The sequence below is a fragment of the Micromonospora sp. NPDC052213 genome (assembly GCF_040679695.1).
Taxonomy (GTDB): Bacteria; Actinomycetota; Actinomycetes; order Mycobacteriales; family Micromonosporaceae; genus Micromonospora.
Map to the genome: position 1 here is coordinate 29,972 of NZ_JBFAVI010000021.1, position 12,847 is coordinate 42,818.

Annotated in this window: 12 protein-coding genes; 1 reads left to right on the forward strand and 11 read right to left on the reverse strand. The window is 75.2% G+C overall.

What is annotated here, in order from left to right; all coding sequences use genetic code 11:
• Positions 1–40 precede the first annotated feature (40 nt).
• Positions 41–883 (forward strand): endo alpha-1,4 polygalactosaminidase, encoded by an 843-nt coding sequence (locus AB0L34_RS08370; RefSeq protein ID WP_363703027.1) that lies wholly within the window; start codon positions 41–43, stop codon positions 881–883.
• Positions 884–1,048: 165 nt separating this feature from the next.
• On the opposite strand, the gene AB0L34_RS08375 is transcribed toward AB0L34_RS08370, so the two are convergent.
• The 11 genes from AB0L34_RS08375 to AB0L34_RS08425 form a co-directional block, all read right to left on the reverse strand.
• On the reverse strand, positions 1,049–3,265 hold the full coding sequence (locus tag AB0L34_RS08375; RefSeq protein ID WP_363703029.1) for an MMPL family transporter: 2,217 nt from the start codon (positions 3,263–3,265) through the stop codon (positions 1,049–1,051).
• Positions 3,266–3,485: 220 nt separating this feature from the next.
• Complete coding sequence (gene mutM / locus AB0L34_RS08380) at positions 3,486–4,343, reverse strand: bifunctional DNA-formamidopyrimidine glycosylase/DNA-(apurinic or apyrimidinic site) lyase (RefSeq protein ID WP_363703031.1); 858 nt, start codon at positions 4,341–4,343, stop codon at positions 3,486–3,488.
• A complete protein-coding gene (rnc, locus tag AB0L34_RS08385) occupies positions 4,336–5,145 on the reverse strand; it encodes a ribonuclease III (RefSeq protein WP_363703033.1) in 810 nt (269 codons plus the stop codon). Before rnc ends, mutM begins: the two co-directional genes overlap by 8 nt.
• On the reverse strand, positions 5,142–6,116 hold the full coding sequence (locus AB0L34_RS08390; RefSeq protein ID WP_363703072.1) for a phosphate acyltransferase PlsX: 975 nt from the start codon (positions 6,114–6,116) through the stop codon (positions 5,142–5,144). The genes rnc and AB0L34_RS08390 overlap by 4 nt, the downstream gene beginning before the upstream one ends.
• 135 nt (positions 6,117–6,251) lie before the next feature.
• Positions 6,252–6,425 carry a 50S ribosomal protein L32 gene (gene rpmF / locus AB0L34_RS08395; RefSeq protein WP_091096818.1) on the reverse strand — a complete coding sequence of 58 codons (174 nt, stop codon included), beginning with the start codon at positions 6,423–6,425 and terminating at the stop codon, positions 6,252–6,254.
• A gap of 5 nt (positions 6,426–6,430) precedes the next feature.
• Entirely contained in the window at positions 6,431–6,994 is a 564-nt protein-coding gene (locus AB0L34_RS08400) for a YceD family protein (protein ID WP_363703035.1), read from the reverse strand.
• 108 nt (positions 6,995–7,102) lie between these two features.
• Positions 7,103–7,600: a hypothetical protein gene (locus AB0L34_RS08405; RefSeq protein WP_350680447.1), complete on the reverse strand. Its 498-nt coding sequence runs from the start codon at positions 7,598–7,600 to the stop codon at positions 7,103–7,105.
• 220 nt (positions 7,601–7,820) lie between these two features.
• Complete coding sequence (gene coaD / locus AB0L34_RS08410; RefSeq protein WP_357453439.1) at positions 7,821–8,309, reverse strand: pantetheine-phosphate adenylyltransferase; 489 nt, start codon at positions 8,307–8,309, stop codon at positions 7,821–7,823.
• The gene (rsmD, locus tag AB0L34_RS08415; RefSeq protein ID WP_363703038.1) at positions 8,306–8,869 is read right to left on the reverse strand and encodes a 16S rRNA (guanine(966)-N(2))-methyltransferase RsmD; all 564 of its coding nucleotides are present in this window, start codon (positions 8,867–8,869) and stop codon (positions 8,306–8,308) included. Before rsmD ends, coaD begins: the two co-directional genes overlap by 4 nt.
• 111 nt (positions 8,870–8,980) lie before the next feature.
• A complete protein-coding gene (gene recG, locus AB0L34_RS08420) occupies positions 8,981–11,182 on the reverse strand; it encodes an ATP-dependent DNA helicase RecG (RefSeq protein ID WP_357453445.1) in 2,202 nt (733 codons plus the stop codon).
• Positions 11,179–12,792, reverse strand: a complete 1,614-nt coding sequence (locus AB0L34_RS08425; RefSeq protein WP_363703040.1) for a DAK2 domain-containing protein — start codon at positions 12,790–12,792, stop codon at positions 11,179–11,181. The genes recG and AB0L34_RS08425 overlap by 4 nt, the downstream gene beginning before the upstream one ends.
• Positions 12,793–12,847: the final 55 nt, after the last annotated feature.

Consider the following 12,847-nt stretch of genomic DNA (forward strand, 5'->3'; position numbering starts at 1 on the left):
GGGCGGCACTCCCGCCGCCCCGGTACCCGGGAGCTTGCCGATGCGGATCCGGCCGCGTACGCGCGCCGTCGGGCGGGGCCCGCGCCGCGTCCTGTCCGCCTGCGTCGTCCTCGCGCTGCTGGCCGCGGTCGGCGGTTGCCGGGTCGCGCTCACCCCGCCCGGCGCCCCGACCACCTGGCCGACGGAGTCGGCCGGCCGGTGGCGGTGGCAGTGGCAGCTCAGCGGCGTGCTCGACCCGACCGTCGACGCCGACGTCTTCCTGCTCGACCCGGTCGCCACCACCGCCGCGCAGACCGCCGAGCTGCGGTCCCGCGACCGTCGGCTGGTCTGCCAGGTGCACGTCGGGTCGGTCCTGCCGACGGATCCGGACGCGAGCCGCTTCCCGGCCGTCGTGTGGGGCGCCGCGTCCCGTCGCCCGCAGAGCCGCTGGCTCGACGTACGGCAGTGGGACGCGCTGCGGCCGGTGCTGGCGGACCGGCTCCGGCTCTGCCGGGGCAAGGGCTTCGGCGCGGTCGCGCTCGCCGACGCCGACGGGTACGCCCACCGCGCCGGCTTCCCGCTCGACTTCGACGACCAGTTGCTGTTCAACCGCCGGCTGGCCGAGCTGGCCCGGTCCCTGGACCTCTCCCCCGGCCTGGTCAACGACGTGCCCCAGGTGGCCGCCCTGGCGCCGGACTTCGACTTCGCCGTCAACGAGGAGTGCGTGCGGCTGGGCCTGTGCGCCAAGCTGCTGCCGTTCGTCGAGGCGGGCAAGCCGGTGTTCCACGCCGAGTACACCGGCTCGACCACGGACTTCTGCGTCACCACGGTGGGCTACGGCTTCTCGTCGATCCGCAAGGACCGGGAGTTGGGCGCCTGGCGGGCCTCCTGCCCGGTGTTCTGACGCCGACCGTCACCCACCCGGGCCATGCCGCCGCCCCGCACACCACGTGCCGGGCAGGCCGCCCCGCGTGGAAGCCGGCCCGACGGCAGGACCCACCGCGCGTACCGACGGACGGACGGCAGGGGCCGGACCGCGGGTGCGGTCCGGCCCCTGGTGCGGCGTGGGTCAGCGGGCGCCGACCAGTTCCGGGGTCGGGGCCGGCGGGTCCGTGGGGGCGTTCGCGGGGCGTTCCCGCAGGAACTTCGGGGCCCACCAGTTCGCGTCGCCGAGCATGGTCATCAGCGCCGGCAGCACCACCGCGCGGATGATCGTGGCGTCCAGCAGGATCGCCGCCGCCAGGCCGATGCCGAGCTGCTTCATGTCGATCGTGCTCAGCGTGGCGAAGATCGAGAAGACCCCGACCATCACGATCGCCGCGCTGGTCACCACGCCGGCCGACGAGGTGATGCCGTACGCCACCGCGTCCCGGTTCGACATGCCGGCCCGGACGCCCTCGCGGATCCGGCTGACCACGAAGACGTGGTAGTCCATCGAGAGCCCGAACAGCACCACGAAGAGGAACAGCGGCAGCCAGGTGACGATCGCGCCCATCGAGGTGAAGCCGAGCAGGCCCTCGGCCCAGTCGCCCTGGAAGACCAGCACCAGCAGCCCGTACGCGGCGCCGGCGGAGAGCAGGTTGAGCAGGATCGAGCTGAGCGCGATCACCACCGAGCGGAACGTCAGCACCATCACCACGAAGGTCAGCACCAGCACGAAGCCGATGACGACCGGCAGCTTGTCGCGGATGTGCTGCGAGTAGTCCTCGCTGTCGGCGATGTCCCCGCCGACCGCGTACTCCACGCCGGGCACCCCGCCGAGCGCGGCCGGGACGAGGTCGGCGCGCAGCCGCTCCAGGGAGCGGGCCGCCTCGTCGGTGCGGCTGGCGTGCGGGGTGGCGACCTCCAGCACCGACACCCGCCGGTCCGCCGACACCTCGATCTTCGGGCCGTCCGCCTCGGTCGGCGCGAAGAGCGGGTCGGCCGACGCCGCGCCGGCCAGCGCGGTCAGCGCCGCCGCGACCCGGTCCGCCTCGGCCGCCGGCGCCCGCACCGCGACCGTGTGGCTGGTGCCGTTGCTCGGGAACGCCGCGGTGAGCCGGTCGTACGCCTGCATGGCCGGCGTGCTGCGCGGCAGGTCCTCCATGCCGGGGAACTTCATCTTCATCCCCAGCGCGGGCGTGGCCAGGGCGAGCAGCAGCCCGACCGAGATCACCAGGGTGGCCACCGGCGCCCGCAGCGCGGGCTTCAGCACGGCCGGCCAGAACCTCGGCTTCGCCTCGCCGTGCCGCCCGGTACGCGGGGCGGTGAGCCGCCACAGCAGCGGCACCCGGGGCCGGTCGACCCAGCGGCCGAGCTTGGCCAGCAGGGCCGGCAGCACGGTCAGCGAGCCGATCACCGCGACCGCGACCACCAGCATCGAGCCCACCGCGAGGGAGGAGAAGATGGCGTCGTTGGCGAGCAGCAGCCCGCCCATCGAGATCATCACGGCGAAGCCGGAGACCACGACGGCGTGACCGGAGGTCTCCGCGGCGATCTCCACCGCGTCGAGGCCGGAGCGCCCCTTGGCCCGCTCCTCCCGCTCGCGCCGCACGTAGAACAGCGAGTAGTCGACCCCGACCGCCATGCCGATCAGCAGGATGACGCTGGCCGTCGTGTCGGTCGCCGGCACCAGGTGCGAGGCGAGGGTGGAGAGCCCCATCGCCGCGGCGACCGAGGAGAGCGCCAGCAGCACCGGCACGCCGGCGGCGATCAGTGCCCCGAACGCGATGATCAGGATGGCCAGGGTCACCGGCAGGCTCAGCAGTTCGGCCCGCTTGAAGTCCTCGCCGAGCGTGTCGTTCAGCGCCTTGCTGATCGACGGGCCGCCGACCTGCTCGACACGCAGCTGCGGATGCCCCTCCTGCACCCGGGCGGTGGCGTCCCGCAGCGGCTGCACCCGGTCGGACGCGGTCTCCGCGTCACCCGACATCGTGATCGGCACCAGCAGCGCGGAGCCGTCCCGCGCCATCACCGGCTCCCCCACCGAGGCGACTCCGGTCACCGAGCGCAGCTCGGTCGCCGCGTCGGCGGCGGCGGCCTTCGCGGCGACGGCGTCCAGGGTGCCGCCGCGCGCCGTGATCAGGACGTTCTCCACCGCCGGGTCGGCGAAGTCGCCGGCGTCCACGATCAGCCCCGCCCGGCCCGACTCGCCGACGGCCTGGTCGGCGCCGGTCGCCTCCTTGAGTCCCACGGCGTTCCCGCCGACGAAGCACACCGCCACGAACACGACCCACAGCGCGATGGCCCGCCACGGATGCTCCGCGCTCCACCGCGCCAGCCGCACCGTCACCGGTCTTGCCCCCATTCCGGGTCCCCCTGTCACGTCACCCCTGTCAACGGGTCGACGCTATGGACGGAACGGGGCCCGGGACATCAGGGAACGGCCCCGGCCCTTCCCCGGAACCTGTACGCGGCCTGAACGGCGGTCCGGCCGGGCGAGCCGGGCCGAAACCGGCGCGTCGGGAGGGTGATCCCCGACCGGCCGGGGTCGACGCGCCGACGGCGACCCGGAAAACGCCTCGGGGTCATCCCCGAAGGGCGCCCCGGGGGCGGGGCTGACAGCGCGGGCAACTGTACGACGAACGGTTCATGAACGCCTCCCGACGCACGGGCGCGCCGCAGCGGTGGCACGGCAGGCCCTCCCGGCCGTAGACGTTCAGCGACCGGTCGAAGTAGCCGCTCTCCCCGTTGACGTTGACGTAGAGGGCGTCGAAGCTGGTGCCGCCGGACTTGATCGCCTCGGCCAGGACGTCCCGGACATGGCCCAGCAGCCGCAGCGCGGCCGGGCCGGTCAGCGCGTCGGTGGGGCGGGCGCCGTGCAGCCTCGCCCGCCACAGCGCCTCGTCGGCGTAGATGTTGCCCACCCCGGAGATCAGCGTCTGGTCCAGCAGGGCGCGCTTGACCTCCGTACGCCGCCGACGCAGCGCGGCGGCGAACGCCGCGTCGGAGAACTCCGGGTCCATCGGGTCGCGGGCGATGTGCGCGATCTCCGCCGGCAGCTCCGCGCCGCCCGCGGAGACCGACAGCCCGCCGAACGTGCGCTGGTCGACGAAGCGCAGCTCCGGCCCGTCGTCGGCGAAGCGGAACCGGACGCGCAGGTGCGTCTCGTCGGGCGCGTCGGCCGGCTGCACCAGCAGCTGGCCCGACATGCCCAGGTGTCCGACGACGGCGTCCCCGCTGTCCAGCGGCAGCCACAGGTACTTGCCCCGCCGGCGCACGTCGCGCACCGTCCGGCCGGCCAGCACGTCGGCGAAGTGCCCGCCGCCGGGCGCGTGCCGGCGCACCGCGCGGGGGTGGTGCACCTCGACGGTGGCGATCCGTCGGCCGGTGACCCACCGGGCCAGCCCCTGCCGGACCGTCTCGACCTCCGGCAGCTCAGGCACGGCCCAGGCCCGCCTCAACCTCGGCGCCCGCCGCCCCGCCGGCCGCCTCGGCCCGCTCCCGTTCGGCCCGCTCGGCCTGCTCGGCCTGCTCGGCCTGCTCGGTGAGCGTGCGCCAGGCCGCCTCGGCGGCCCGCTGCTCGGCCTCCTTCTTGCTCCGCCCGTCGGCCCCGCCGTAGCGGTTGCCGGCGACCACCACCCAGGCGGTGAAGGTCTTGAGGTGGTCCGGCCCGGTGCCCTCGATGCGGTACTCGGGCACACCGAGCCCCAGCGCCGCGGTCAGCTCCTGGAGGCTGGTCTTCCAGTCCAGGGCGGCGCCCCGCCCGGCCGACTCGGCCATCAGCGGGTCGAACAGCCGGTGGATGACGATCGCCGCGGTGTCCAGCCCGTACTGGAGGTAGATCGCGCCGAGCAGCGCCTCCAGGGTGTCGGCGAGGATGCTCGCCTTGTCCCGGCCGCCGGTGGTCTCCTCCCCCTTGCCGAGCAGCAGGTAGGCGCCGAGGCCGTCCGGGCCCAGGCCGCGCGCCACGTCGGCGAGGGCGCGCATGTTGACCACGCTGGCCCGGAGTTTGGCCAGCTGCCCCTCGGGCAGGTCGGGGTGGTTGTGGAACAGCGCGGTGGTGATCACCACGCCGAGCACCGAGTCGCCGAGGAACTCCAGCCGCTCGTTGGTGGGCAGGCCGCCGTTCTCGTACGCGTACGAGCGGTGGGTCAGCGCGCGCTCCAGCAGTTCCGGATCCAGGCTGACGCCGAACGCGGCTTCCAGGTGACCGACGGACGCCCGCCGCCGCTTGTCGTTGCTCATGATGTGGGTACCTCGGTGTCGGTGGTGCGGTCGGTGCATTCCTCGCGGTCGCCCGCCTCGGCGCCGTCGAGCAGCGCGCGGACCTGGTCGGCGGCGCGCCGCCGCCAGAGATGGGCGGCCAGGGCGATGCCGGAGGCGACGTCCTCGGGGCGGGCCGCGCCGTGGCAGACGACCACCGTGCCGGCCACCCCGAGCAGGGCGGCCGCCCGGGGGGCGCCACCGCCGGGCGGGGGCCCGCCGGCCATCGCGTACGCGCCCTCGATCGCCTTGAGCAGCACGTTACCGGTGAAGCCGTCGGTCACCACCACATCCGCGCGCGCGCCGAGGGAGACGTCGTACCCCTCGACGAGGCCGACGTAGCGACCACCGCAGGGCAGCGACGCGGCGGCGAGGACGGGATCGGCGAGCCGGCGGGCACGGTCACCCTTGCCGGCCTCGGCGCCGACCGAGAGCAGCCCGACGCGCGGGGTCGCGACGGCGTGCGCCACCGCGGCGTAGGCCGCGCCGAGGACGGCGTGCCGGGCGAGGGTGGCCGGGCTCGGCTCGAGCGAGCCGCCGACGTCGAGCAGGACCACCGGGCCGGAGACGGCCGGCAGGGTGGCGACCAGCGCGGGACGGCGTACGTCCGGCCAGCGGCCGAGGCCGAGGGCGACGGCGGTGACGGTGGCGCCGGTCGAGCCGGCGGAGACGAGGGCGTCCGCGGCGCCGTCGCGCACGGCATGCACGGTGGCGCGGACGGTGCTGTCGGAGCGGGCGGCCACGGGGTGGTCGGCCATGCTCACGGCGGTGCGGACCGGCCGGACGGCGACCCGCGCGCGCTGCGCCGGGTCGAGGGCGTGGACCACCTCGCCGGCGGCCTCGGCCGGGCCGACGAGCAGCAGGTGCAGGTGGGGATCGGCGCGCACGGCCCGCAGAGCGCCGTCAACCACGACGTCGGGAGCGTCGTCCCCGCCGAGGAGGTCAACGGCGATCCGCGCGGTGCCCGGCTCCGCCGCGACGCCGGCCGGACCAGGCCGGCCGGCGTCGGTGGGAGCCGGAGCACCGGGCGTTCGCCAGGGTGCGCGCGCCGCCCGACCTGCGGTCGGGGGCGTCACTCGGCGTCCAGGTCAGACCTCGAGGACCTGGCGGCCGTTGTAGGTGCCGCAGACGGAGCAGGCGGCGTGCGGCAGCTTGGCGGACTTGCACTGCGGGCAGGCCACGGTCGCGACCACGGCAGCCTTCCAGTTCGCCCGGCGGGCGCGGGTGTTGCTGCGCGACATCTTGCGCTTGGGGACGGCCACGGTTCCTACTCCTCTTTACGGGTCAGTTGCGACAGGCCCGCCCATCGCGGGTCGATCTGCTGGTGACTGTGGTCGGCCGGCAGATCGTCCCAGTGCACCCCGCAGTCGGGGCACAGGCCTGGGCAGTCCTCCCGGCAGAGCGGGTTGGTCGGCAGTGCGAGCACCACCGCATCCCGCAGCGCCGGCTCCAGGTCGATCAGGTCTCCCTGCATCCGGCCCACCTCGTCCTCGTCGGTCGTGGAGTCCGTGGTGCTGTTCTCGTACGCGTACAGCTCCTGGATCCGCACGGCCACCGAGTCGTTGATCTCGCGCAGGCAGCGGCCGCACTCGCCCCGCACGGGACCGGTGACGGTCCCCGAGACGAGCACGCCCTCGGACACCGACTCCAGCCTCAGGTCGAGGTCGAGGTCAGCGCCCTCCGGCACGCCGATCAACTCCACGCCGAGGTCCGCCGGTGCCGGCGCCACCCGCTCGACCGTACGCAACGCACCAGGTCGGCGCGGCAGCTCCCTCGTGTCGAGGACCAGCGGCGACCTGGGGTTGAGTGGTGAAGGCGTGTGCTTGGGCATAGTCAGACTCCGGCCGGTGAGAGGCCGACAAAAAAGGTTACCTGGCGACCGCCGCACCGTCGAACCGGGGGCGACGCCCGCCCCGTCCGTCGGCTGGTGAGGTGCCGCTCAGAAGGGTAGCGGGCGTTCCGCCTCGTCCCCAGCGAAGGTGCCGATCTCCCGCAGCGCGTGCATCTTGTCCCGGCCGCGCTCTATCGAGGCCAGCGCCCGGGTGAGGAACTGCTCGAAGTTGGCCAACGCGGTGTCGACGTAGTCGTCGACCTCCTCGCGCAGGCGCTGCGCCTCGGCCCGCGCCTCGGCGATGATCCGGGCGCCCTCGTGCTCGGCGGAGACGGTGATCTCGTTCACCGAGACCAGGCGGGCGTGTTCCGCCTCACCCTCGCTGATGATCCGGTCGGCCTCCCGCTTGCCGGCCTCCATGATCTTGTCCCGCTCCTCCAGCAGCGCGACGGCCTTGCGCACCTCCACCGGGAGTTCGGCGCGCAGCTCGTCGAGGGCCGCGATGAACTCGCCCCGGTCGACCATGCAGTTGTTACGCGACATCGGGACAGAACGCGCCTGCTCCACCATGGCGATCAGTTCGTCGATGCGATCGAGCGAGTCCACCGGTAGCTCACTCCTGTCGTTCGTCGGGCCGACCTACATGATGCGGGCTGCGGCCGGGTTCCCGCTCCACACATCATGTCGCGCCACGGCCACAGCGCGCCTCTCACCCCGGCCCGGCGCGTCGCGCCGCCCGTCCCGCCGGCCCCGGCGGGGCGGGCGGTGGGCAGGAGCCGGCGGACGGTCGGGGCCGTGCGCCCGACCGCCGGTGGCGCGGCGGAGGTCAGTCGCGGGCCGGCGGCGCGAGGCGGGCCCGCAACTCCTCCCGGACCCGGTCGGGCACGTGGGCGGAGATGTCGCCGCCCCACTTCGCCACGTCCTTGATCAGGCTGGAGGAGAGGAACGAGTAGAGCGGGTTGGTCGGCATGAACAACGTCTCGACGCCGGCCAGGCCGATGTTCATCTGCGCCATCTGCAGCTCGTAGTCGAAGTCGCTGACCGCCCGCAGGCCCTTGATCAGCACGCTCGCCTGCTGCGCCCGGCAGAAGTCGACCAACAGGCCACGGAACGACTCGACCCGGACGTTGTCGTAGGAGGCGGTCACCTCGCGGAGCATGTCGATGCGCTCCTCGACGGTGAACAGGCCGCTCTTCGACTGGTTCACCAGCACGCCCACGATCACCTCGTCGAACAGGCGACTCGCCCGACCGATGATGTCGAGGTGTCCGTTGGTGACCGGATCGAACGAGCCGGGACACACCGCACGTCTCATGATCGGCGACCGTACCAAAGGGTGGTCTCGCCGTACCGGCGGCTGCGCTCCCCGGTGACACCCTCCACCCACCCGACCGGCCCGGTGCGGCTGGACCGCTCCACCACGACCAGGGCGTCGGGGGCCAGCCAGCCACCGTCGACCAGCGCGGCGAGCATCGCGGTGACCTCCACGTCCGACACCGCGTAGGGCGGGTCGGCGAAGACCACGTCGTACGGGTCGCCGTCCGGGCCGGCCGCCAGCACCGTGGCCACCTTGCCGGTGACCAGCCGGGCGGCCGGGGCGGCGCGCAGCGCCGCGACGTTCTCCCGGATCACCCGGGCCGCGCGCGGGTCGGCCTCCACCAGCAGCACGTGCGCGGCGCCCCGGGAGAGTGCCTCCAGGCCGACCGCGCCGGACCCCGCGTAGAGGTCGGCGAAGCGGGCGCCCGCCAGGTCCACCTCGGCCTGGACCGCGCTGAACAGCGCCTCGCGGACCCGGTCCGAGGTGGGCCGGGTGCCCGCCCCGGGCGGGGCGGCGATCCGGCGCCCGCCGAGCGTCCCGGCCACGATCCGGGTCACGGTCTCCTCCTGCTCATGCGCACGACGCTACGCGACGCGCCGTCGGCCGACGCCCGCCCGGGCACGCCATCGGCCGCGGCCTGCGCCTGCCGGCGCCGGCGCGGCAGGGGGTCAGCCCTTCTCCAGGTATTCCGCGCGTTCCTCGTCGACCAGCGCCGCCACCGACGCGGCCAGCGCCGGGTGCCGCGCCAGCTCCGGATCCTCCTCGACCAGGGCGATCGCCTCGGCCCGGGCGTCCCGGATCAGGTCGGCGTCGCGCAGCAGCGACAGCAGCCGCAGGTGCGACCGCCGCCCCGACTGGGTGGCCCCCAGCACGTCGCCCTCGCGCCGCTGCTCCAGATCCAGCTCGGCGAGCTTGAACCCGTCCGTCGTGGAGGCGACCGCGTCGAGTCGCTCCCGCGCGGACGCGCCCTCCAGCGCCTCGGTGACCAGCAGGCAGAGCCCGGGCGCCGAGCCCCGGCCGACCCGGCCGCGAAGCTGGTGCAGCTGGGAGACGCCGAACCGGTCGGCGTCGAGCACGATCATCACGGTGGCGTTCGGCACGTTGACGCCCACCTCGACCACGGTCGTGGCGACCAGCACGTCGACGTCGCCGGCGGCGAAGGAGCGCATCACCGCGTCCTTCTCGTCGGCCGGCAGCCGGCCGTGCAGCACGCCGATCCGCAGGCCGTGCAGCGGCCCCTCGGCGAGCAGCGGCGCCACCTCGGTGACCGCCATCGGCGGCCGCCGCCCGTTGTCGTCGACCGGCGGCGGCTCCTCCTCACTGGCCGGGCCCTCCCCGATGCGCGGGCAGACCACGTACGCCTGGTGGCCGGCGGCCACCTCCTCGCGCAGCCGCCGCCAGGCCCGGTCCAGGAAGGCCGGCTTCTCGGCGGCCGGGACGACGTGCGAGGCGATCGGCGAGCGGCCCTGCGGCAACTGGGAGAGAGTCGAGGTCTCCAGGTCGCCGTAGACCGTCATCGCCACCGTGCGCGGGATCGGGGTGGCCGTCATCACCAGCACGTGCGGCGGCTGGTCGGCCTTGGCGCGCAGGGCGTCGCGCTGCTCGACGCCGAACCGGTGCTGCTCGTCCACCACCACCAGGCCCAGGTCGGCGAAGTCGACGCCCTCGTAGAGCAGGGCGTGGGTGCCGAGCACGATGCCGGCCGCCCCGCTGGCCACCTCGGCCAGGGCGCGCCGGCGGGCCGCCGCGCCCAGCGAGCCGGTGACCAGCTCGACCCGGGTGGCGTCGTCGGCCGCGCCCAGCTCGCCGGCCCGGCCGAGCGGCCCGAGCAGGTCGAGGATGCCCCGGTGGTGCTGCGCGGCGAGCACCTCGGTCGGGGCCAGCAGCGCGGCCTGCCCGCCGGCGTCGACCACCTGGAGCATCGCGCGCAGCGCGACCACCGTCTTGCCGGAGCCGACCTCGCCCTGGAGCAGCCGGTGCATCGGGTGGGCGGTGGCCAGGTCCGCGGCGATCTCCACCCCCACGTCCCGCTGGCCGGGGGTCAGCTCGTACGGCAGCCGGGCGTCGAACGCGTCGAGCAGGCCACCGGGCTTCGCCGGACGGGGCCGGGCCGGCCACGCGGCGGCCCGGTGCTTGCGCTGCACCAGGGTGAGCTGCACGGCGAACGCCTCGTCCCACTTGAGCCGTCGGCGGGCCCGGTAGAGCGCCTCCTTGCTGGACGGCCGGTGGATCTCGCGCAGCGCGACGTCGATGCCGGCCAGCTTGCGGCTCGCCCGCACGGCGGTGGGCAGCGGGTCCTCCGGCGGGGTGAAGGTGTCCAGCACCACCCGGACGCAGCGCGCGATCACCCAGGTGGGCACCGCCGCAGCGGCCGGATAGACCGGGATCAGCGCGCCGGCGAACTCCTCGATCTCCTCGCTGGCCGCCGCCTCGCCGTCGCCGCCCTCGCCGAGCAGGACGTACTCCGGGCCGTTGAGCTGCCGCTTGCCCCGGAACTCGGTGACCTTGCCGGCGAACAGCCCCCACCGGCCGGGGCGCAGCTCCCGCTCCCGCCACGCCTGGTTGCCGAAGAAGGTGAGGGTCAGGGTGCCGCCCGAGCCGTCGCCGACCGTCACCTCCAGCAGGTTGCCCCGGCGCTGGCGCATCGGGCGTACGGCGGTGCGCTGCACCTGGGCCAGCACGGTGACCTGCTCGCCGACGTCGAGCGACCGGATGTCGGTGTGCTCGCCGCGCTCGTCGTAGCGGCGCGGGAAGTGGTAGACCAGGTCACCCGCGGTGTGCAGGTCGAGGTGGCTCGCGAGGGCCTTCGCGGTCTTCTCCCCGACCAGCTTCTTCAGCGGCGTGTCCACCGTGCACGGCTCGGACGTCATTCGACCCCCACCAGGAGCGGATAGTACGGCTGCCCGCCCGGGTACGCCTGCACCTCGACGAACGGCCAGCGCCGGGCGACGTGCTCGCGGACCGCCTCGGCCAGCCCGGCCGGGGCGTCCGCCCCGGAGAGCAGGGTGACCAGCTCGCCGCCGCCGCCCAGCATCCGGTCGACCACGGCGGCGCAGGTGTCGGCCAGGTCCGCCCCGATCAGGTGCACCTCGCCCTCGACCAGCGCCAGCACGTCGCCGGGGCGGCAGGGGCCGGCGACGGTCAGCGCCTCGCGGCTGGCGTAGCAGACCTCGGCGTAGCGGCAGGCGCCGGCCGCCTCCGCCATCGCGATCACGTCGTCCTCGAAGCGGCGGGCCGGGTCGCGCACCGCGAGGGCGGCCAGCGCCTGCACCGGGGACCGGGTGGGCACCACGCTGACCTTGATGCCCAGCCGGTGCGCCTCCTTGGCGGCGGCGCTCGCCACCGCCTGCGTGTTGGGGTCGTTGGGCAGCACCACCACCCGGGCGGCGCCGGTCGCGCGGATCGCGTCCAGCAGCTCGCCCGTGGACGGGTTGCCGGGCACCACCGTGGCGCCCTCGCCGGCGACGAGCTCGGCGATGCCCGCGCCGGCGGCCACCACCACCGCCGCGCGGCCGTCGCGCGCCATCGGCGGGGCGAGAGCCGCCTGGTCGGCGAAGCGGGTCACCGAGATGCGGTGCGGCCGGCCGGCTACCACGCCCGCCTCGATCGCCGCGCCCACGTCGTTGACGTGCACGTGCACGTTCCAGGTGCCCGTACCGGCGCTCCCGTCGCCGACGACCACGAGCGAGTCGCCCAGTGCGGCCAGCTCGGCGCGCAGCCGGCCCACCGCCTCGGGCGCGGCGTCGAGCAGGAACTGCACCTCGTAGGCGTACTCCTCGGAACCGGTCTCGCGGACGGCGGTGGCCGGCGGGCGGGCCGCACGCGGCGCGGGCACGGGATGCTCCGGGCTCTCCCCCGTGACGACCTCGACCAGGGCGTCGAGCAGCAGGCAGAGGCCCCGGCCGCCGGCGTCGACCACGCCGGCCCGGGCCAGCGCGGGGAGCTGCTCCGGCGTGCGCGCCAGCGCCCGCGCCGCCTCGCCCGCCGCCGCCCGGGCGACCGCCCGCAGGTCGTCGCTGTCCGCCCGCTCGGCGGCGCGGGCCGCGGCGGCGACGACGGTGAGCAGCGTGCCCTCGACGGGGCGGGCGACCGCGGCGTAGGCGGCCGTGGTCGCGTCGCGCAACGCGGCGGCCAGCTCCCGCCCGCGCACCGCGGGCACAGCGGCGACCGCGTCGGCGAAGCCGCGCAGGATCTGCGACAGGATCACCCCGGAGTTGCCCCGGGCGCCGAGCAGCGCGCCCCGGGCCATCAGCCGCAGCGCGTGCCCGTGCGGGGTGGGCCCGTCCTCCGGGAGGGTGCCGAGGTCCATCGCCAGCGCCTGCTGCGCGGAGGTGAGGGTGAGCACGAGGTTGGTGCCGGTGTCGCCGTCGGGCACCGGGTAGACGTTCAGGTCGTCGATCTCGCCCTGGTGCCGCCTGAGCGCGGCCAGCCCGCCCGCGCACCAGCGGCGGACCGCGGCGGCGTCGAGGGTGTCCAGCACGGCGAGAAGCCTACTGGCGGGCACCGACGGCGCGCCGGGGTCGTCGGTCGTCCGG

Coding starts and splice junctions, on each gene's coding strand:
- AB0L34_RS08370 (WP_363703027.1), top strand. CDS start 41: ATGCGGATCCGGCCGCGTACGCGCGCCGTCGGGCGGGGCCCGCGCCGC.
- AB0L34_RS08375 (WP_363703029.1), bottom strand. CDS start 3,265: ATGGGGGCAAGACCGGTGACGGTGCGGCTGGCGCGGTGGAGCGCGGAG.
- rnc (WP_363703033.1), bottom strand. CDS start 5,145: ATGAGCAACGACAAGCGGCGGCGGGCGTCCGTCGGTCACCTGGAAGCC.
- AB0L34_RS08400 (WP_363703035.1), bottom strand. CDS start 6,994: ATGCCCAAGCACACGCCTTCACCACTCAACCCCAGGTCGCCGCTGGTC.
- coaD (WP_357453439.1), bottom strand. CDS start 8,309: ATGAGACGTGCGGTGTGTCCCGGCTCGTTCGATCCGGTCACCAACGGA.
- recG (WP_357453445.1), bottom strand. CDS start 11,182: ATGACGTCCGAGCCGTGCACGGTGGACACGCCGCTGAAGAAGCTGGTC.